This window comes from Parvibaculum sp. (assembly GCF_039973015.1).
Lineage (GTDB): Bacteria > Pseudomonadota > Alphaproteobacteria > Parvibaculales > Parvibaculaceae > Parvibaculum.
The window spans coordinates 71777-91433 of record NZ_JBDWLT010000003.1; the positions used below are offsets into that span (position 1 = coordinate 71777).

Consider the following 19657-nt stretch of genomic DNA (forward strand, 5'->3'; position numbering starts at 1 on the left):
TGATTCCTTATTGTTGTCTGCTTTTGAGACAGGTGGGGCCAGTGATACGTACTTATGAACAACTGACGGGGGCCGAAGGCCGCCGGATGTTTTACCGGGCCGAACGATTTCGGCCTGAAGAGCTTTTCCGGGAGGCCGTTCCCGCGGTCCTGATCGAGAACGAGCGTGCACAGCTGAAAAATCTCAGCATGACGGGCATCGCGATTCAGAGTTCGCGATCCGAGGGCTGGGACGATCTCATGGGGTCGGAAATGCCCTTTGAATTCCGGGTGGGCGCTGCCCGGTTGTTTGGAGGCGCGGGGCGTATTCGCCGGGTAGAGCCACAGGGCGTCAGGACAGTGATTGGTCTGGAGTTTACCTCCGGCTATCTCGACATTCCCGGCATTGTCAGCGAGCACGACAACCTTGTGCTTTCGCAAGCCCTTGCCGACCCGCTCTTCGCTACCGCGGAGGGTATCCTGCCGGAATTTCAGCAACTTTGCAGCGAGATCATCAATCTCTTCCGTTCCTATAAAGACGTACTCGAAAGCTATGAGGCGCGGTTGACGGCAAAGGGCGGAGATCGCGACAAACTGCTTATGGAGGCCCTGATCGCTTGTGAAGACCGCATAGTGCCGCAATGGCAGGAGCTTTGGTATCGGGGCAATGATGTGCTTGAGCCCGTCTGGCACGATCCGGCCGTTCTTGCACGGCACAAGCGCTATGCCGAGCGTGTACTGACGCCGGATTTCATGCCGGGCGCCGTAATGAAGCGCTGCTTTGAGAAGCCGTTGGGCTATCCCGGCGACTTCCAGATCATGAACTATGTCTATGAGTGGCAGCGCGTCGGAAATACGCCATACGAAAAGCTTTTGCATCGCATCGGTATCGAAACCGGAGCTTGCGTCGGTACGCGTCTTCGCATGACGCAGAAGATTGTCGCCGATTATGTCGCCGATAAGCCCGGCGATACGCCGCTGAACATCGCCAATCTCGGTTGTGGTTCCGCTTATGAAGTCTACGACTATCTTAAGATTGGTACGCTGCCGCGCCCCGTAAACTTCACCCTGATCGATCAGGATGATCGGGCACTTACCCATGCCTATGAACACGCCTATCCGGAAGTGGTGCGCCATGCCGGAAGAGCGAAGGTCCAGTGCCTGCAGGCCTCGTTTGCGCAGTTGCTCAAGGCGGGGGCACTCTTCCGGGCGCTGCCGCCGCAGGACGCGATCTACAGCCTCGGGCTCTACGATTATCTCTCCGCACGGCGCGCCCGTGCGCTCACCCGGGATCTCTATGAGCAGGTGAAACCGGGCGGCAAGCTTATCCTCGCCAACGTCAGAAAGGGCAGGGAAAGCTGCGAGTGGCCTCTCGAATTCGTTACTGACTGGAGCCTGATCTATCGCACGGAAGAAGACATGCTGGCGCTGATCGAAGGGCTTGATGTCGCCAATGTCACGATCGAGGTGGATTCGACGAAGTGCATCTACCTGATGGTGGTAGACAAGCCCGTCTGACGGTCTGACGTCAGCTTGCCTGCCATTGCAGCTCATCGGCCTGGGGCGCGACGAACCGGCTTTTCGGGAACGTCGCGCTCACGGTCGTGCCTTCGCCGACGATGCTCTTGAGGTCGACGGTGCCGCCGTGCAGGCTCATGATCTTGCGCACCAGCGGCAGGCCGAGACCGGTGCCCTGATGGGTCCGGGACATGGCATCCTCGACCTGAACGAAGGGCTCGAAGATACGCTTGGTGTCGGACGGCTTTATGCCGATACCTGTATCCTTCACGCTAAGCACCATGTCACCCGCCGCATCGAAGCTTAGCTCGACCCACACATTGCCGTTCTCGGGTGTAAATTTGAGTGCGTTCGAGGTGAGGTTGATCGCGACTTGATTGAAGAGTCTCGGGTCCGCAATGAGCCAGGGAATATCGTCGCGGACGCGGAAAGTCAGATCGACGCCGAGTTCCGAGGCACGCTGACGGAACATGCGCATCGTGGAGTTCAATGCCTCCACCGGATCGATCGGTTCTTCTTCGAGCTGCAGTTTTCCGGCTTCTGCCTTCGAGATGTCGAGAATATCGTTGATGATACTCAACAGATGTGCGCCGCTCGCGCGGATATCGGTGGCGTAGTCCACGTATTTAGGCTGGCCGACCGGGCCAAACATCTGGTTCGAGATGATTTCGGAAAAGCCGATAATCGCATTGAGCGGTGTGCGGAGTTCGTGGCTCATGATCGCGAGGAAGTCGTTCTTGGCGCGGTTCGCCGCTTCCGACCGGCTGAGCAACCGTTCGGAACGCCGCTGCTCAGAACGCAGTTTCTCGTTATCCACAAAGCTGTTGCGGAGCTGCATTTCCTGGACGTAGTTCAGGAACATGCTGATACCGACTGTGGAGGCGAGAAATGTCGTATTGCTGATCAGGATATCCTGCGGCACAGGATTGACGAACAGGACGACCCATTCGTAAGCCAGGATTGTGATTGCCGATACGATGGTCGAGTAGATGTAACTCAGCCGCCAGAGGCAGTTGCTGTAGCCGATAACGACCACAAGGCCGCCATAGTAGAGATAAGCGCCCGGTGCGTCCGCGATCGCTGTCATTACCGTGACCGAAAGGCCGGGAATGAGCATCACAAAGGACAGCCATCCCGTGTTCCGGTGTGTGACAAGCGGTGTGTATGAAAGTGCGACGAGCCCGAACAGGGCGGGGCAGACGAGGCCGAAGCGCAACGCCCAGGCCTCAAAGAGCACATCGGGAATAATGTAGGCATCGAGCAGTCCGAACATCGCGAAAACGACAGCACCACCGGCCACGGACAGCCGGGTGATGCCGATCTGCTGGGCGTAGTTCTTTTGTGCAAAGGCATCCTCGACCTTTGGATCGCGGAACCTCAGCGTAAGCCAGTGCCTCGAATAATCCGTTCGATCCACCGCCGGAATTGAACTTTCGTCAGGGGTCAAAGCGTCGGTCCCGGGCCCAGTTACCAAACTTGCCCCTGCCCGCCGCGATTTGTCGCAGCTCTGGCTGAAGGCCAAAAACGCAATCTCACCGCCAGTTTTGGCACAGGTTTCCCTAAGATCGCCTTAAGGGGGCTGGCTGTGTGCTTGCAAGGGAAAACTTGCACTTCACAATTAAGTATCGATTAACCTAGGATCCTTCTCGAATTGGGACAGTTGAGCCCGAATGGCGTGGTAGTCGTATGAGCATGGCGGTAGTACCAAAGTCGGAGAAGCCGCAGGGCGCGAAGCTTGGCCGCCCTTCGGATTGGCTGACAGCCGATGAGCGGGCGGACGTGACGGAAAAGTCGCTCGGTCGCGGGCTCTGGCTGCTTGGTATCCACTACTTCCTTTATTTTGCGACCATGGCTGGCGCCGTGGCGCCGCTGCCGGTCGCTGTCAATATTGCTTTCGGGATCGCCAATGGCGCGCTGATCGGGCTTCTTTTCCTGATCGGCCATGACAGCGGTCACTCTGCCTTCGTGCCGGGCCGGACCATGAATCGCTGGATTACCCGGCTGGTCTTCCTGCCTTGCCTGCATTCGCGCAGCCAGTGGGACGTGGTGCACAACCGCACCCACCATCGTTATACGAACCTCAAAGGCTTCGATTACGTCTGGGCGCCGATGTCGAAAGAGGAATACGACGCGGCCTCCTTGCCACGCCGTTTGCTGGAGCGGGTCTATCGCAGTGCCGCCGGGCCGCTCATCTATTACTGGATCGAATTCTGGATTCCCAAGCTTATCGTCCCCGTGACAAGGCAGATGCGTCCGGAATGGAAGAGGCATCTGCCGGATTCACTCTTCGTCATTCTGGTGGGCGGCGGTCTCGTTGCCTTTATCGGGCTTCTGGGAAGCTCGCTTTCGCCTGATCGTCCTCTCTGGCTCACCATGCTGCTTGGCTGGTTCATCCCATTCGCTGTGTGGAACTACCTCATGGCGGCCTCGATCTACCTGCAGCACAATCATCCAAAGGTGCCCTGGTTCAAGGACCGGGACGAGTGGAGCTTCTATGGCGGTAATATTCGCGGCACCGCGCATGTGGACCTGCCGTTCAGTTTCCTGCCACTCTTCAAATGGGTAATGCTGCACCATGCGCATCACGCGTTGCCCTCGGTGCCGGGCTACAAGCTCACCGAAGCCCAGGCAAAACTGATCGAGGCTTATGGCGACGACGTGGTGCGATACCGGCTCGGCTTTCGCGAATACCGGAACGTCTATAGCAAATGCAAACTCTTCGACTATGAACGTAAGCAGTGGACAGATTTCAACGGAAATCCGACGGCGGAAGCGATAAGCCTCGACACGCATGGCCGCGAAGTGCCTGCTTCGTTCAGGCCTTCCGTGCCCCTGCAGCCATCCACTGGCCCTCGTGCTGCGCCGAGGCGTGTGCCGGGAGCCGTTCGTACGCCTCGTCGCGATGCGGCAAGTGCACGCCGCCGGGCATCTGGCGGCGAACCGCCGGCGGAGTAGGCTGGCGGGGATAAAGAGGCGGCGTCTCAGCCCCAGGTCAGGAAGAATACGAGAAGCAAACAGCCGAATACGATCCGGTACCAGCCGAAGATCGTGTAGCCGTGATTGCTCACGAAGTTGAGCAGCCACTGCACGACGACGAGCGCGGAAAGAAACGCGGCAATGAAGCCGGTGGCGATGAGGTAGGCGTGAGAGGGCTGGATCAGATCCCAGGTCTCTATGAGATTGATGGCGGAAGCCCCGAGCATCACCGGGATGGCGAGGAAGAAGGAAAACTCCGCCGCCGTTTTACGCTCAACCCCGACAAGCAACGCCCCAAGGATCGTGGCGCCCGAACGCGAGACGCCCGGCACAAGCGCCATACACTGAAACAGGCCAATTTTCAGCGCTGTCTTCATCGGCAGCGTCTCGATGGAGGTGATGCGTGCTTCCAGATGCATCCGTTCGATGACAATGATTGCAATCCCGCCAAGGATCAGCGTTGTGCAAACCACATAGGGCGAAAAAAGAACATTGATGATGAAGTCGTGAAAGAGCACCCCCAGGAGTCCGGCAGGGATCATCGCGACGAGAATGGCGCCGATGAAAGTTCGCGCCGCCGGGTCACGGCGTGCATCCAGAACCACATGCAGAAGCCGGCGCCAGTACAGAACGCAGATAGCCAGAATGGCGCCGAGCTGGATCACCACCTCGAAGACCTTGCCCGGCATGCTTGAAAAGCCGATCAGTTGGCCAACCACGATGAGATGACCAGTCGACGAAATCGGCAGAAATTCGGATACGCCCTCGACAATGCCAAGGATGAGGGCCTGCAGAAAACTGTGCTCGATCATGTCAGGCCGAGAATCCTGCGCTGGAGAGGGATGATTCGCTATGAGCCTAGCATGGCGAGCCTTACACGAACCTTATGGCGGCTCCATGTCAGACAGTGAAAAAGCCGTTTCGGACTCTATTTATCAGATACCCGAGGCGTCCAGTGCCTCCTTCACCCGGCGGACAGCGATGTCGAAGGCTGCCGAACGCAGATCAAGCGTAGTTTGCGCTGCGTGGTCGAAGACCTGACGGGCGGCATTGGTCAGAATGCGTTCCAGTTCGCCATCGACCCGCTTGAGCGGCCAGACTTCGCGCTGAAGATTCTGGGCCCATTCGAAATAGCTGACGATAACGCCGCCGGAATTGGCAAGAATATCGGGGATGACTGGAATGTCTCTGTCATGCAGGAGCACGTCCGCTTCGCTGGTCACGGGGCCATTTGCTCCCTCTACGACGACCTTGGCCTTGATCCTCGGCGCATTCTCCTTCGTGATCACGCCGCCAAGTGCCGCGGGGACCAGGTAGTCGCACTCCACTTCGAGTTCCGTCCCGGGATCGAGCGCCTTGTAGCCATCGACATCGGCAAGCAATCCCCGTTCGCTTTTCTGTTTGGCGAGCGCCGCGATATCGACGCCGTCCTCGTGATAGACGGCGCTGCGCGCGTCCGAGACGGCGACAACCTTCATGCCCAGATCGCAAAGAGCCTTTGCCGCGTGAAAGCCGACATTGCCAAAGCCCTGTAACGCAACAGTGGCCCCTTCGAGGGGGGTGCCATAACGCTCGGCATAGGCCTTCACGACGATACCGATGCCATAACCCGTTGCCTTGTCGCGGCCTGCTGAACCTCCCAGTGCCAGCGGTTTGCCCGTGACGGCAGCGGGCGAATGTCCGTAGATCGCGGAATATTCGCTGTGGATCCACCCCATGACTTGCGCATTGGTGCCGACATCCGGCGCCATGATGTCGCTATTCGGCCCGATCTCGCGGTGAATGCGCTTCACGAATTTGCGGGTCAGCACTTCGAGTTCGCGCCTGGAAAGTTCGCGGGGATTGCAGCGAATGCCGCCCTTGCCGCCGCCGAGCGGAATATCCGCCAGCGCGGTTTTCATCGTCATGAGCGAGGCGAGTCCGCGCACTTCGTCGATATCGACTTCCGGATGATACCGCAGACCGCCCTTGCACGGCCCGCGCACATTTTGGTGCTGCACACGATAGCCGCTGAAAACGGCCAGCTCTCCATTGTCGCGAATGATCGGTATTTCGACCTTGATTTCAAGGGCTGCGAGCGAAAGCAGCGACAGGGTGGATTTGCTGTAGCCAAGGCGGTCGCAGGCGGCGTGCAGAAAGGACTCATAGTCTGATTGCATCGAGCTTTTTTCGGTCATTCCGCCTCCAGTGAAAATGCATGGCGTCGAAGCGCCGGATTTGAGGGGAAACCGCGACTGAATTCAACCGGCATACCGCCGCGCCTTGTGCCGCAGATTAACAAGTGGTTCATGCGCCGTTCAGGTCGGGAATGAAAAACTTGTATCGGGTCAGGGGCGGCCAGTCTGCGATATGAGGGAGGCGCCGGAATATCATGCGGCGATACGGACAAATTGCATCTATTTCCGGTGTGCTGATGCTCTGCCTCGGGCTTTTCCCTGCGGCTGGTGTTGCTCAGGGGCGCGATGCGTTTCAGTTTCAGCAACAGAGAGATGCTCGTGGAGCCGATACGCGTCAGCGCCAGCAGCGCCCGGAAAGCAATCGACCGCAGCGCGGTCAGGCGCAAAACGGCCCGTCCCGGCAGATTGAGCGCCGGCCTGGACAGAATGCCCAGCAGGCGCAACAGCGCGCACGGCAAAGCCAGCAGCAGGCTGTGCAGGAAAATCAGCGTCGTCAGCAGCAACAGCGGGCGCAACAGGGACGCCAGCGTCAGCAGCAGGCGGATCAACGCCGCCCGAAACTCGATTTACGTCAGCGCCAGCAGCAAACGGCTGGTCAGCGCGAGAGCCGTCAGCAGGTCTATAACGAGCAGGTCCGTCGTCAGCAGGTGGAGCAGCGCGAGCGGGACAGGCGCCGGGAGGTAACGGAGCGGCAGAGCTGGCAGCAGGCAAATTCAGCTCGCCAGCGCCGCGACGCCGCGGAACGGCGCGAACGGGATATACGCCAGCAATCGCAGCGGCAGGCCCAGCAACAGGCGCTCATCCGCCAGCAGCAACTCGAACGCAATCGTAGCAGGACGCAGTATCGAGATAGTCGTCGTGAGCACCAGTACCGCGCTCCGCCACGGAATTATCGCGACGGAAATTACAAGCGCCCTTATCGCCCGGTCTACAACGACCGCCCCTGGTACGGTTACCATGGCAAAGGCCACTATCCGCATCGCCGCGGCCCCGTTGTGGTCTACCGCAATGTGACGCATATCGTGACGATTCCGCAGCCCGTCTATGTGCAGCCGGCCGCAGGCTACTACTACGACGACTACTACTATTCGGGCCCCTATGCCGGTTACGATTCAGTCTATAGCTATGGCAGCTCCGGCTATGGCTATCGCACATCCGCGTGCAACAGCGACAAGGTAGGGGCGGTGATCGGCGCCGTGTTGGGCGGTGTTATCGGCGTGCATCAGGATCGTGGGGCAGGCCCCGTTGTCGGCGGTGCGTTGGTCGGCGCACTCGTCGGGGGCCTGCTCGGGCAGGCGATTGACGATAGCAATCGCGCCTGCGTAAGCGACATCCTCGAATATGTACCGTCGAACCAGCCTGTCTACTGGGACGATGGCGGCTATGGTTATGAGGTGACGCCGCTGCGTACTTACGAACCCGAACAGGGCCGGTATTGCCGCGAGTACCAAACGGTCGTGACCATCGGCGGTCGTGCTGAACAGGCATATGGCACGGCTTGCCGCCAGCCGGACGGAAGCTGGCAGATCGTCAGCTAGCTTGGCGCCCTGCCGGAGACGGGCGATGCGGTCTTCGCGTCGCCCGCTCTGTCATGTCTGGCCATGAAACCCCTAGGCAGGCCGCCCTTCAAAGGCCATCATCGCCTGAAAGCGGCGCGCAGATGCCGCGGCCACAGGAAAGGCGGGGGAAATGTCTGGTTCGGAAAATATCGGCGAATTCATCAGCATCGAGCGGGAAGGGCGCATCGCGACGCTGCGCTTCGACCGGGGAGACAGGATCAATCCTCTATCCGTCCAGCTCATGCGCGATCTCACGGCGGCCGCCCGCTCGCTTCGCGACGATGTTTCGACCAGTGCGATCGTTCTCACCGGCGGGCAGGCCTTCTCTGGCGGCGCCGACCTTGCCGATCCCGAAATTGCGAAACGCGCGGAGGCTTCGCTTCTCGAAAGACGAGAGATGCTTCGCGTCGGCCCCGAAATGTGCGATGCATGGGAAGCCTTGGACCAGGTGACCGTTGCCGCCATTGAACGCTTCTGCATTGGCGGTGGTGTTGCCCTGGCTGTTGCTTGCGATTTTCGCATAGCGGGCCGCAGCGCCCATTTTCGCCTGCCCGAAATTCCGCTCGGCATGAATATGAGCTGGCATACGCAGCCCCGGCTCGTGAACCTGATAGGGCCGTCTCGCGCCAAGCAGCTCACGATCTTCGGCGAGCGCGTCAGCGCCGGGAAAGCCGAGGCTTGGGGACTTGCCGACGAGATTTGCGAGGATGGCGAGGCGCATGCCGCCGCCAGGCTGTGGGCAGAAAAGGTTGCGGCGCTCCCGCCTGTCGCCGTTCGCATGGCAAAGCGCGGTATCACGCAAGCCGCCACCGCACTCAATTCGGTTTCGACATTCATGGATGCGGATCAGTTCGCTCTCGTTTCCACCAGCGAAGATCAACGCGAAGCCGTGGCAGCTTTTCTCGAAAAACGCACACCGAAATTCACAGGCCGCTGAGGAGTAGGGCGCATGACACACAACACGCCTGAAGATCATGGCACGGGATGCCCCTGCTGCTCACCTTATCTCTGGGGTAACCGGCGTCCTCGCGACCCGGGTTTGAGCCGTCGCGGCTTTTTTGGAGCAGGTGCTGCGCTCACGGCTGCCGCGCTGTCTGTTCTGGGCGGAAAGAAGGGCGATGCTGCCGGGCTCTCGGCTCTCGCATTCACGGCCCCGGTGATTGCGGCAGGCGAAACGCGGCGTGACCGCGCTGCGGCGGCGGGCGTCACGGTCTACCGTGGCGGAACCATCCGCACCATGAACGAAGAGACGCCTCTCGCGGAAGCGGTGGCGGTGCGAGGCGGCCATATTGTCGCTGTCGGAACGGAAGCGGAGGTGGCGGCAAGAGCAGGTGGCGATGCCCGTATCGTCGATCTGGAGGGTCGGACCATGTTGCCCGGCTTTATCGACTGTCACGGTCACATTTCTATCACCGCTCTCCTCATGGGGTTTCGCAATCTGGCGCCCCGGCCGGCCGGCCCCATTGGCTGCATTGCGGACATTCAGCGCGAACTCGTCCTCTATCGCGATGAGACGGGCGGGGGACGAGGCGGGTGGCTTCTCGGCGCCAGCTACGATGACTCGTTGCTTGAGGAAAAACGTGCTCTCACATGCGCTGACCTCGATGAGGTTTCGACGGAGCAGCCAATCCTCGTCTATCATGCCTCGCTGCATGTTGTGGTCGTGAATTCCAATGCACTTTCTCTGCTCGGTATCGGCGCGGACACGCCCGATCCGCAAGGCGGCGTCATTCGCCGGTGGCCGGGCACGAAGGAGCCGAACGGCATTCTGGAAGAAGGCGCGATTTCGCTCGCCCTTCCGCGTCTGCCGCAGCCATCGGCGGATGAGCTCCTCGTTCTGCTCGACAAGGTGCAAGATCAGTATGCCGCATGGGGGATCACGACGGCGCAGGATGGGGCAACACGCCGTCCCGATTATGATTTGCTGACGCTTGCTGCATCTCGCGACCGGCTTCGCCTCGACATTGTCGCCTATCCTTTTTTCACGCATATGGATGATCTCGCGAATGGCGATATTGAAATGCGGCGCGATTATAACGGGCTGAAATTCGGTGGCGTGAAGCTGATGCTCGATGGTTCGCCGCAAGCGAAAACGGCTTGGCTGACGAAGCCTTATGAAGTCGTGCCGCCCGGTTTTGCGCCGGACTACAGTGGCTACCGCATCGTGGATGACGATACGGCGGCAAAACTGGTGGACGACGCCTTCGGAAATGGATGGCAGGTTTATGCCCATTGCAACGGGGATGCTGCCGCAGATCAGTTCATCGGCGCCATCGGCAAGGCGACGGAAAAATATGGGCCTGCCGACCGTCGCTCCACTGTTATTCACGCGCAGACGCTTCGCGAAGATCAGCTGGACCTCATGGCGAAGCTCGGCGTCATGCCGTCCTATTTCGTCAGCCACACTTTCTATTGGGGTGACTGGCACCGCGATTCCGTTCTTGGACCGGAGCGCGGCGCGCGCATCAGTCCCGTGCGCTCGACGATCGATAGAGGCATGCGCTATACGCTACACAACGACTCGCCGGTTGTTCCCTCCGATTGCCGTATGTTGCTCTGGGCGGCGACAAATCGAAAGACACGTAGCGGCAAGGTGCTAGGAGGGGAGCAGCGTATAACTGCGCATGAGGCGTTGCGCGGCATAACAATCGATGCTGCCTACCAGCACTTTGAGGACGATTTGAAGGGATCGATCGAGGAAGGGAAGTTCGCCGACTTCGTGATCCTGAAGGAAGATCCCGAAACCATTGCCACCGATGCGCTGCTCAACCTCACGGTTGTGGAAACGATCAAGCGCGGCGAGACGATTTACCGTGCGTGAGGGGCCAGGGAAATGCGGCTGAGAATAAGGCGAATTCCGCTCGACACGTTGCGGGAAAATGTTGCGGTTCTCGCCTCCAGCTGCGAGGCCCTTCGCCCGGAGGCGTTTCAGGCATTCAAGCGCCTGGAAGTTCAGCATGATGGCCGCTCGATCATCGCCAGTCTGGACATTTGCCATGACCTCTCGATGGTCGGCCCGGAAGAGATCGGCCTTACGGAACCGGCTTTTCGTCGCATGGGGCTTGCGGAAGGGGACACTGTATTCATCTCGCCTGCCCGCAGCCCTCAAAGTCTGGATTACGTACGGACGAAGATCGCTGGTGAGACGTTGAGCAGGCACCAGATCGAGACGATCATCCAGGACATTGCCGGTTATCGCTATTCCGATATGGAAATTGCAGCCTTCCTTGTCGCCTGTGCCGGGTTTCTCTCGACGGACGAGCTTCTTCATCTGACTTTCGCCATGGCCGCCGCCGGGACCTCGCTCAAATGGGATGCCCCGATTGTCGTAGACAAGCATTGCATCGGCGGCATACCCGGCAATCGGACCTCGATGATCGTAGTGCCGATTGTTGCTGCGCATGGCTTCACCATGCCCAAGACTTCTTCTCGCGCGATCACGTCACCCGCCGGAACGGCCGATACGATGGAAGTTCTCGCTCGCGTGGACCTTACAATCGACGAAATGAAAGAAGTCGTCGGTGAGTGCAATGGCTGCCTCATCTGGGGCGGTCATGTGAATCTTTCCCCAGCCGACGACATTCTGATCGGTGTTGAGCGGCCGCTCAATCTGGACACGCGCGAACAGATGGTCGCGTCCATCATGTCGAAGAAAAAATCGGCAGGATCGACACACCTGGTTATTGACCTGCCTCTCGGCCCGACGGCCAAGGTGCGCGACGCGACGGAGGCAATGCGGCTGCGCAAGCTCTTCGAATTCGTGGCGGATCGCATGAACCTCCACGTGGAAATCATGGTCACGGACGGGGTCCAGCCGATCGGACGCGGTATCGGTCCCGTACTCGAGGCGCGCGACGTGATGGCGGTTCTTGCAAACGATGCGCTGGCGCCCGCCGATCTGCGGGAGAAGTCCTTGCAGCTTGCTGCCCGCGTCATTGAGTGTGACCCCCTGGTCAGGGGCGGTACGGGATATGAGCGTGCGCGCCATTTGCTGGAGACTGGCGCCGCCATGACCTGCATGCAGAAGATTATCGATGCACAGGGGAGAGCACCTGAAGCCTCCGCGCCGGGGCCACTCAAGGCCGACATACTCGCCCATGCCGACGGCGTCGTTGCCTCGGTCGATTGTCTGAGAATATCGCAGCTCGCCCGGCTGGCCGGAGCGCCGCTGGATCGAGGCGCAGGGATCGATGTGCTGAAGCGCATAGGAGACACGGTGGAGGCCGGCGAGCCGCTTTACCGGATATATTCCGCGGGCGAGTCCCATTTCAACTTTGCGGTCGAAGAAGCCGAACAATCGAACGGGTTCGCGCTCACCAGCGCCGGTGTGCCTGCCAAGGTTCTCGAATGACGTCTGTGGCCTTGTATACTTTCGCACATGGAGCTGCCGGAGCAGCGGAACTGGGGTCCGCGCTCGGCCTCGATGTCAGGCAGATCGATGTCCATACGTTCCCGGATGGCGAGAGCCTTGTTCGTGTGCCTTCTGTTCCAGACACAGCCATCGTCTACTGTCCACTGGACCGGCCGAACGAAAAGCTCATCGCGCTCATGCTGGCGGCAGACGCCTTTCGTCGGGGCGGTGCCCGCCGTCTCGTACTCGTTGCGCCTTATCTTTGTTACATGCGTCAGGACAAGGCCTTTCACGCCGGTGAAGCTGTTAGCCAGCAGGCGGTTTCCCGGCTTCTGTCCGCTTGCTTCGACCGCGTAGTGACGGTGGACGCCCATCTTCACAGGGTCTCTTCAATAGGCGAGGTCTTTCCGGGAATTGAAGCCGATAATCTGCTTGCAGCCAAAGCCATTGCACATTTCGCAGCAGAAAAGGGACATGGAAAGCAGACGATCGTGCTGGGCCCGGACGAAGAGTCTGTCCAGTGGGTTGCTCAGTTGGCTGACGAACTCGGCGCGAGGCATGCGGTCGGGCGCAAGATCCGGCGAGGGGACCAGGATGTCGAGATCGAATTTCCAGATGATCCTGACGTCGCCGGAAATCCGGTGCTTGTTGTCGACGATATCGTATCCAGCGGCGGGACCATCCTGTCTGCCGTTTCCGCGATGAAGGAGCGTGGCGCAGCGACGATCCATGTTGCGGTCACACATGCTCTCTTCGGCAAGGCGGTAGAAGAGAAAATTCTCTTCGCCGGTGCGAGCGCGATATGGTCGACTACCTCTGTTCCGCATCAGACAAATACTATCTCTCTTGCGGGTATTCTCGCTGAAGTCCTCCGCCGCGAACTGAACGAGTAAATTGAATGTCCATTTCCCTGAGTATCCATGGCGCTGCTCATACGGTGACCGGGTCATGCTATCTGCTTCAGTCGGGGCGGACGCGTTTTCTGATCGACTGCGGCATGTTTCAGGGCTCAAAGACACTCAAGGCCCTGAACTACGGAGACTTCCCCTTCAAGCCGGACGAGATCGATTTCGTTCTCCTCACTCACGCCCATATCGATCACTCGGGGTTGATCCCGAAACTCGTGAAGCACGGTTTCTCCGGCCCCGTCTACGCAACGCATGGCACGATTGACCTGCTGAGCTGCATGCTGCCGGATTCCGGACACATTCAGGAAATGGAGGTTTCCCAGCTCAACAGGCGAAATGTCCGCCGCGGCCGTCCCGAGGTAACGCCGATCTATACCGTGGAGGATGCGGAGACCGCGCTCAGGACTTTCAGTCCGGTGACCTATGACGAATGGATAGAGCCTGCCGAAGGTGTGCGCGCCCGTTTCTGGAATGCGGGACATATTCTCGGTTCTGCTTCCATTGAAATTGAACTGACAACGGGTCTCGAGTCCCCGCGTTTGATGCGGCTGCTCTTTTCGGGTGACATCGGCCCTGAGGTGACGAGCTTCCACCCCGTTCCGGAATCCCCGCAAGGGCTCGATTACTTGATCTGCGAATCCACCTACGGTGCGCGTGAACGTCCGCCGATGACGCTTGCTTCCCGTCGTGACCTTCTGGCAGCGGAAGCCAACGACGCTCTGAAGGGCAATGGTGTTCTGATCATTCCCTCTTTTGCGGTTGAGCGCACGCAGGAGCTTCTTTCCGATCTTCTGGCACTTGTCAGGGAGCGGCGCATTCCTCAAGCACCGATCTTTCTAGACTCGCCGCTTGCGATCCGCGCCACCGAAGTCTTCATGGACCATGCGGACGAACTCGAAGATGGAGAAGCTTTCCGCCATGCCATGCGATCGCCTCTTCTTCGCACAACCGAGTCAGCCCAAGAAAGCCGAATGATCGAACGCATCGATGGCAGCCACATCATTGTCGCCGCCAGCGGTATGTGCGATGCAGGCCGTATCCGGCATCATTTGAAAAATCATCTTTGGCGCGCCAACGCCACCGTCCTTATAGTCGGTTATCAGGCAGAAGGTTCGCTCGGCCGCATCCTGCAGAACGGTGCCCGTGCCGTGCGTATTCAGGGTGATGAGGTCAAGGTGCGAGCGCGGATCCGAACGCTCGACATTTTTTCCGGTCACGCAGACGGTACGGCTCTCGAGCGCTGGGTGGAAGATCGCGGGCCCGTATCGCGAGGCATCATTCTCGTGCATGGTGAGGAAGAAGGCCTCGCAGCTCTGCATGAGCGGCTGGCAAAAAGGGGCCTCGACGGTGACCGAATCTTTGCGCCTGAGCTCGATGCCGTTTTCGATCTGCTCGCCGAATCTCCCTCCGCACGCGAGCGTCCGGCCCCGCGGCGCCTTCAGCCCGAAGTCGTGGGGCATCTGGATTGGCACAATGACCTTTCAAGGCTTTGGCTCGATCTTGAGGAGGAACTTGAGAAGGCGGCTGATGACAAGGCCCGCCGCGTCGTCTTGCGGCGGATCAGGCGCGCGCTGGAGAATGAGCAGTCCTGAATCTCGTTCTAGTGCCGTGAGGATTACCGGGTAGCTTTTGGACCTCTGCTTTGGGATGATGAGCCAACAGGAAATTCTCCCAAGAGACTCGCCTTATGACCGTAGTCCCTTCCGAACCGAAACAGGATGGCCGCCGTCTCCGCAGCGCCGCCAGCCGCCGTCGCATCGTCGAGGCAATGCGAGATCTGATCCGCGAAGGCACTCTTTCGCCGCGTGCGGAAGAAGTTGCCGCACGCGCAAATGTTGGTTTGCGTAGTGTTTTTCGTCACTTTGACGATATGGAGAGCCTCTATCGGGAGATCGGAGACCTTATGGTCGCCGATGTGGCGCCGATGCTGGAGCTGCCGCCGCCGTCCGGTACAGCCGAGGAAATTCTTGCCGAAATGATCGAGCGGCGCACAAAGCTTTTTGAGCGCATCATGCCGTTCCGTATCGCCGCAGACATGCACTCCCACCGTTCGCCATATCTGATGCAAGAACGCCGCATGATGAATGAAGGTCTGCGTGAGATCATGCGCTCGGCCCTGCCCGCCGCAATCCGCAAGGACCGTGTGGCCGTGGATGCGCTCGATGCGGTTCTCAGCTTTGACTTCTGGCGCCGTCTGCGCTCCGATCAGCGCCTCTCCATCGCGCAGGCAAGGCGGGTGATCGAGGCGACGGCCGCGCCCTTGATTGGCGTAAAGCGCTAGCGCGGCCGCGAGGCTCAGTTCTCAAACAGCTTTTCGCAGCCCGTATCCGCGATGATATTGTTCACCGCCTTCCGGTCCGCCTCGCTCAGCGCAGCATGTTTTTCGCGCAGCCACTGGAGACATTTTCCCTGATAGGGGAAGGGCTGCTGCACCCACGGCTTGCCGTCGATCTCCGTCTTGACCTGTTCTGCTCCCTCCATCAGTGCCTTCGCGTTGGCGAGAAGGGCAGGCACATAGACGCGGCCCACTTCCGCAAGCAACGCGCGTATGGCGTCAGGAACGGCGTCTCGCTTCATCCAGTCTGTTTCGGTGGGTGTCAGGCCTGAAAGGTCTTCCATCAGGTCGACCCAGGCAAAGACGCGCGGCGCATGCTTCAGCGTTTCATCCATCGGCGTTGGATCGAAATGCGTAAGCTGCGTCAGCTGGCCATAGGCGCCGAAGTCGCTGCCGCCCGGCCGTTGGCCCATCAGGAAAGGCTGCGTTTCGAGAATCTTCTTCATCGCTTCGAGATAGCGCAGATAGCTGGCTTCGATGACAGGCGCGGTCGTGTCGTTGGAGCCGACCACATAGAGCCGCGAGATCTGCCTGTCCGCGAAGACCTTGCCCATTTTCTGCATGTCGTCTTCGGGTGCCGAAATGCCGCGCCAGCGTGGCAGAATGGCGGCCGCTCGATCGATGTCAGGACGGTAATACCAGCGATAGTGAAACATCGCCTTGGTCAGCCATTCGTCTGCATAATCCTCAAGCAGGTAGTCGAGAAATTCGATCACGGGATCGCTCGGCACCACGGCTCGCCCGGAGAACGCCGCTTCGAAGCGGCGGATCAGCGGTGTCGAGTCGACAGCCGCCTGATACGTGCCGCCCTTCTCCTTCAGATAGAAGGTCGGCAGCAACGCCACTTTCGGCGCCGGCAACTCCTTGGGCACGTGTCCCGACAACAGGAAGCGATAGGGAATGTGCCGGTAGCGCAGCACGGCGAGCATCTTGCGCGTATAGGGCGAGCCGGGTGCGCCGCTGAGCAGCAGGGGTGTTTCGAGCGTCAATTTCTTCTCCCTTTTGTCTTTGTCTTGAAGGCGCCTATTTGAAGCCGAAAAGGTGCCCTTCCGCCGGGTTGATCTTGCCCGCAAGCATGTCGGCATAGACTTTCGAAATCGCGCCTTCGCCCTTGCCATGCTCGATCTTGATCCAGTCCCCGGCCGCGCTGGCATAGGCGTTCCAGCTTTCGGTGAGCTTGCGGTCGAAACCGTCACGGCCCCAATCGTCGCTGCGTTTTTTCATCTGATCCGGCGCAAAGAAGAAGCGCGGCTTTGCGCCAGGCAGGTCGTCGGGTGGGCGCGGCGCGTCCTTGTGTGAGAGGCCGACGGTGGTGCTCTCCACAATGTTGTCGCCGAAATGCCTGTGAACCGAGGCGAGCACGTCGCCATCGCCAGCGAAGTCTGCGACCGCTGTGGGTATGCTGGCATCGAGCGTTGCCACATCGCCATAGGTCGCGGTCTTGTCGTAATAGCCGAGCCCCTCCACGAATGCCTTGTTGCCGGCAGAGGTAAGCCCGACCGCTTCCGGCCCTGCCGGCCGCCGCCGATGCAGGCCATAGGCAAGCGCGAGCCCGGTTTTCGACGAAGCGCTGAGGATCAGCACCTGTTTCGCGCCGAAGAAATCATTGTCGTCGAGCCAGTCATCGATCAGGAACGAAGTCGTATAGAGCGGACGCAGCACGGGTTCGAGGTCGTCATGGGCTCTCGTATTCTCGACCCGCGTGTAGCTGTTATAGACCGGGTGCAACTCGCGGCGTTGCTTGTAGAGGTCGAGGAAGCTCTCGTCCGTCACCTTCTCCGGCTGCATCACGAGATGGGTCGCCATTGGCAGGTAGCCATAGATGCGCTCACCTTCCGTGACATCCTTGCATTTCGATTGTGTGACGCGCGCAAAGCCCCAGACGGGAATTTTCCCCCAACTGTCTTCGGCAGGAAAAAATGACCAGTAATTCAGCATGTCACCGGCGACTGCATAGGTGATGTTGTTGGCCGTGAGGGCGAATTTTTCGACCTCGACGAGTATCTGACCCTCTTCAATCTCGGCAATACGGTCGACCCATTTCGTCTGCCCGTAATCTGGCCGGTTCACGACAAATTCGCGAATGGTGATACTCATATCAGCCTCCCTGGTTGGCCTCTTTCTGACGGTTGACGCTTATTCTGCATCAGCCCGCCGCCTTTTTCGCGAGATTTGTCTTCCCTTGGCCTCGGTGTTTTGCGGGGGCGTCGTCTTGACCGGGCACCGCATATCGTCAATAAAATGGCATTTAAAATGTCATTAAATGAAAGCCCGGTCCAGCTTCAATCGAACGGACCCGGAGGAAAGGCAGACATGAAAGTCGAGAATGCGGTGCGCCCCTCGGACGAACAGCTGAAGTCGTTTTTTGCCGATGCCGGTACGGACCGGGACGGACCTGTCGTCATGGTCAATCTGCTGAAATTCCGTGAGCGGGCTGTCTATCCCGATGGCAGCGATGCGCATCTGTCAGGCTTCGAAGCCTATATCCGCTATGGCAAGGAGGTTTCGAAGATCCTCGCGAAGATTGGCGGACGAATGGTCTACAATGGCCTGGTCGATGGCCTCATGCTCGGGGAATGCGAAGAACTCTGGGACCAGGTTGCTCTGGTTGAATATCCCTCTCGCGCAGTCTTTCTGGAAATGGTTGTATCGCCCGAGTATCGCGCGATCGAAGTTCACCGCGAGGCGGGGCTTGCAGGCCAGTTGAATATAGGAACCCGCTCGCCCGGTTAGCCTTTACCAGCGCTTCATTCGGCCGGGTAGGGCGGAAAGAATTCGTTTGCGCGGCTTTGCGTGTGCTCTGGCGATTTGTTTCTGCCTTCTGCGCTCGGCAATGAGGTTGTTCACAAGCTCGACCGTGTTCGACGTGTCGATGATTGCGCGTTCTTCATTGGCGTTTCCCAGCAAAAGGTCGGGGTCGAACCTGTTTTCCATGCCCAGGAACTCTTCGAAGAAACTCTCGTTGGAAAGGCGAAAGAATTCGAGGATGCGCCGTCTGTCGTCGGTTGCGAGGAAGTTGCCCGGCCTCTGGCCTGATGAAAAATGCTCGATCAGTGCTTTGCTGGCAGGCCCGTATAGGCTGGGGTCTTTAACGAGGCTCTTGTACACGCGAATATGTTCGATAGCCTCGAGCGTGGGACTCTTGTTCGACTTTTCAGGTGCTGTGTCCTGGGCGAGTTGTATAAGTGCCCCGTTTCCGAGCATGGCCATGAAATCCGACCGGATGTCCTCCATGCCGTCAAAGAGCCGGGCGGCAATCCGGTCTTTGCCGAGGTTCTTCGCCCATACACGTCCACGGCGATAAAAGTCGAGCCCCCTGCTCATTCGGTGTGGCTCGTCGAGAAACGAGTGGATCGGTTCCGTGAACTGGCGGCGTGCAACCTTCACCCGTTGGGTGAAGCTGGAAACATAGGCATCGTCCTGCCGCCGCGGATAGAAAACGATCTGGATATCGAAACTGGCAAAGGCGTCCAGAAGCCTGTGAACAGCCTCTGGACGCATGGCGAAGAATTCTTCCGAGGACAGCACGACTGTATGTGCGTCGGTATTTTCAATCTGATGGTGCAGGTCATCCAGCGTGACCTTCAGATCAGGTATATCGCCATTCTTGGGGTCGGCTTTCCGGCGGAGTGCAAATCCCAGCCTGCGCTGAGACTGCCAGTTATGTGCGTCGTCCTCAGGATAGAAAATCCCTTCTTCGAGCAATCGGTCGCGCTGCGCCCGCAGGAACCACTGCAACGACGAAGTGCCGGTCTTCGGCGGCCCTATATGAATAAACAGCTTTCTGCCCAAAACTTGTCCGAGCCCCCCCCCGCAACAAAGCCTCGAAGGGTGTACTCGCGAGGCTGAAATATG

General features: G+C 59.2%; 18 protein-coding genes. 10 read left to right on the forward strand and 8 right to left on the reverse strand.

Features of this window, described 5'->3' with window-relative positions; translation table 11 throughout:
* Positions 1-41 precede the first annotated feature (41 nt).
* Positions 42-1496 (forward strand): hypothetical protein, encoded by a 1455-nt coding sequence (locus ABJO61_RS02215; protein ID WP_348323143.1) that lies wholly within the window; start codon positions 42-44, stop codon positions 1494-1496.
* 10 nt (positions 1497-1506) lie between these two features.
* On the opposite strand, the gene ABJO61_RS02220 is transcribed toward ABJO61_RS02215, so the two are convergent.
* Positions 1507-2943 (reverse strand): HAMP domain-containing sensor histidine kinase, encoded by a 1437-nt coding sequence (locus ABJO61_RS02220; protein ID WP_348323142.1) that lies wholly within the window; start codon positions 2941-2943, stop codon positions 1507-1509.
* Between the two features lie 245 nt (positions 2944-3188).
* Here ABJO61_RS02220 and ABJO61_RS02225 point away from each other — a divergent pair, with 245 nt between their 5' ends.
* Complete coding sequence (locus tag ABJO61_RS02225) at positions 3189-4451, forward strand: fatty acid desaturase (protein ID WP_348323141.1); 1263 nt, start codon at positions 3189-3191, stop codon at positions 4449-4451.
* 26 nt (positions 4452-4477) lie between these two features.
* Here ABJO61_RS02225 and ABJO61_RS02230 read toward each other — a convergent pair whose 3' ends face one another.
* The 4 genes from ABJO61_RS02230 to ABJO61_RS02245 form a co-directional block, all read right to left on the reverse strand.
* Positions 4478-5284: an undecaprenyl-diphosphate phosphatase gene (locus tag ABJO61_RS02230; RefSeq protein ID WP_348323140.1), complete on the reverse strand. Its 807-nt coding sequence runs from the start codon at positions 5282-5284 to the stop codon at positions 4478-4480.
* 123 nt (positions 5285-5407) lie between these two features.
* The gene (locus ABJO61_RS02235) at positions 5408-6649 is read right to left on the reverse strand and encodes a Glu/Leu/Phe/Val dehydrogenase dimerization domain-containing protein (RefSeq protein WP_348323139.1); all 1242 of its coding nucleotides are present in this window, start codon (positions 6647-6649) and stop codon (positions 5408-5410) included.
* Positions 6646-7197, reverse strand: a complete 552-nt coding sequence (locus tag ABJO61_RS02240; protein ID WP_348323138.1) for a hypothetical protein — start codon at positions 7195-7197, stop codon at positions 6646-6648. The genes ABJO61_RS02235 and ABJO61_RS02240 overlap by 4 nt, the downstream gene beginning before the upstream one ends.
* A 165-nt stretch (positions 7198-7362) precedes the next feature.
* The gene (locus ABJO61_RS02245; RefSeq protein WP_348332189.1) at positions 7363-7515 is read right to left on the reverse strand and encodes a hypothetical protein; all 153 of its coding nucleotides are present in this window, start codon (positions 7513-7515) and stop codon (positions 7363-7365) included.
* Positions 7516-7644: 129 nt separating this feature from the next.
* Here ABJO61_RS02245 and ABJO61_RS02250 point away from each other — a divergent pair, with 129 nt between their 5' ends.
* The 7 genes from ABJO61_RS02250 (at position 7645) to ABJO61_RS02280 (ending at position 15748) form a co-directional block, all read left to right on the forward strand.
* On the forward strand, positions 7645-8187 hold the full coding sequence (locus ABJO61_RS02250; RefSeq protein ID WP_348332192.1) for a hypothetical protein: 543 nt from the start codon (positions 7645-7647) through the stop codon (positions 8185-8187).
* 151 nt (positions 8188-8338) lie between these two features.
* Positions 8339-9145 carry an enoyl-CoA hydratase/isomerase family protein gene (locus ABJO61_RS02255; RefSeq protein WP_348323136.1) on the forward strand — a complete coding sequence of 269 codons (807 nt, stop codon included), beginning with the start codon at positions 8339-8341 and terminating at the stop codon, positions 9143-9145.
* A 12-nt stretch (positions 9146-9157) separates the two neighbouring features.
* A complete protein-coding gene (locus ABJO61_RS02260) occupies positions 9158-11029 on the forward strand; it encodes an amidohydrolase (RefSeq protein ID WP_348323135.1) in 1872 nt (623 codons plus the stop codon).
* A 12-nt stretch (positions 11030-11041) separates the two neighbouring features.
* Positions 11042-12559, forward strand: coding sequence for a thymidine phosphorylase family protein (locus ABJO61_RS02265; RefSeq protein ID WP_348323134.1), 1518 nt, complete (start codon positions 11042-11044; stop codon positions 12557-12559).
* Positions 12556-13452 (forward strand): ribose-phosphate diphosphokinase, encoded by an 897-nt coding sequence (locus tag ABJO61_RS02270; protein WP_348323133.1) that lies wholly within the window; start codon positions 12556-12558, stop codon positions 13450-13452. The genes ABJO61_RS02265 and ABJO61_RS02270 overlap by 4 nt, the downstream gene beginning before the upstream one ends.
* 5 nt (positions 13453-13457) lie before the next feature.
* Positions 13458-15059, forward strand: a complete 1602-nt coding sequence (locus ABJO61_RS02275) for an MBL fold metallo-hydrolase (protein ID WP_348323132.1) — start codon at positions 13458-13460, stop codon at positions 15057-15059.
* A gap of 95 nt (positions 15060-15154) precedes the next feature.
* A complete protein-coding gene (locus tag ABJO61_RS02280; RefSeq protein WP_348323131.1) occupies positions 15155-15748 on the forward strand; it encodes a TetR/AcrR family transcriptional regulator in 594 nt (197 codons plus the stop codon).
* Positions 15749-15762: 14 nt separating this feature from the next.
* Here the strand turns inward: ABJO61_RS02280 and ABJO61_RS02285 are convergent, their stop codons facing one another.
* Positions 15763-16791: a glutathione S-transferase N-terminal domain-containing protein gene (locus tag ABJO61_RS02285; protein WP_348331003.1), complete on the reverse strand. Its 1029-nt coding sequence runs from the start codon at positions 16789-16791 to the stop codon at positions 15763-15765.
* 34 nt (positions 16792-16825) lie between these two features.
* Positions 16826-17899 carry a DUF2855 family protein gene (locus tag ABJO61_RS02290; protein WP_348324589.1) on the reverse strand — a complete coding sequence of 358 codons (1074 nt, stop codon included), beginning with the start codon at positions 17897-17899 and terminating at the stop codon, positions 16826-16828.
* Positions 17900-18115: 216 nt separating this feature from the next.
* Between ABJO61_RS02290 and ABJO61_RS02295 the strand changes: the two genes are divergently transcribed.
* Positions 18116-18535, forward strand: coding sequence for a DUF1330 domain-containing protein (locus ABJO61_RS02295; protein ID WP_348324591.1), 420 nt, complete (start codon positions 18116-18118; stop codon positions 18533-18535).
* A 3-nt stretch (positions 18536-18538) separates the two neighbouring features.
* Here ABJO61_RS02295 and ABJO61_RS02300 read toward each other — a convergent pair whose 3' ends face one another.
* The gene (locus tag ABJO61_RS02300; protein WP_348324593.1) at positions 18539-19594 is read right to left on the reverse strand and encodes a hypothetical protein; all 1056 of its coding nucleotides are present in this window, start codon (positions 19592-19594) and stop codon (positions 18539-18541) included.
* Positions 19595-19657 lie beyond the last annotated feature (63 nt).

Bases quoted from the DNA above. Each gene is read 5' to 3' on its own strand.
- ABJO61_RS02280 (WP_348323131.1), top strand. From the start codon at position 15,155: ATGACCGTAGTCCCTTCCGAACCGAAACAGGATGGCCGCCGTCTCCGC.
- ABJO61_RS02260 (WP_348323135.1), top strand. From the start codon at position 9,158: ATGACACACAACACGCCTGAAGATCATGGCACGGGATGCCCCTGCTGC.
- ABJO61_RS02265 (WP_348323134.1), top strand. From the start codon at position 11,042: ATGCGGCTGAGAATAAGGCGAATTCCGCTCGACACGTTGCGGGAAAAT.
- ABJO61_RS02275 (WP_348323132.1), top strand. From the start codon at position 13,458: ATGTCCATTTCCCTGAGTATCCATGGCGCTGCTCATACGGTGACCGGG.
- ABJO61_RS02230 (WP_348323140.1), bottom strand. From the start codon at position 5,284: ATGATCGAGCACAGTTTTCTGCAGGCCCTCATCCTTGGCATTGTCGAG.
- ABJO61_RS02235 (WP_348323139.1), bottom strand. From the start codon at position 6,649: ATGACCGAAAAAAGCTCGATGCAATCAGACTATGAGTCCTTTCTGCAC.
- ABJO61_RS02225 (WP_348323141.1), top strand. From the start codon at position 3,189: ATGGCGGTAGTACCAAAGTCGGAGAAGCCGCAGGGCGCGAAGCTTGGC.
- ABJO61_RS02270 (WP_348323133.1), top strand. From the start codon at position 12,556: ATGACGTCTGTGGCCTTGTATACTTTCGCACATGGAGCTGCCGGAGCA.
- ABJO61_RS02290 (WP_348324589.1), bottom strand. From the start codon at position 17,899: ATGAGTATCACCATTCGCGAATTTGTCGTGAACCGGCCAGATTACGGG.
- ABJO61_RS02295 (WP_348324591.1), top strand. From the start codon at position 18,116: ATGAAAGTCGAGAATGCGGTGCGCCCCTCGGACGAACAGCTGAAGTCG.
- ABJO61_RS02255 (WP_348323136.1), top strand. From the start codon at position 8,339: ATGTCTGGTTCGGAAAATATCGGCGAATTCATCAGCATCGAGCGGGAA.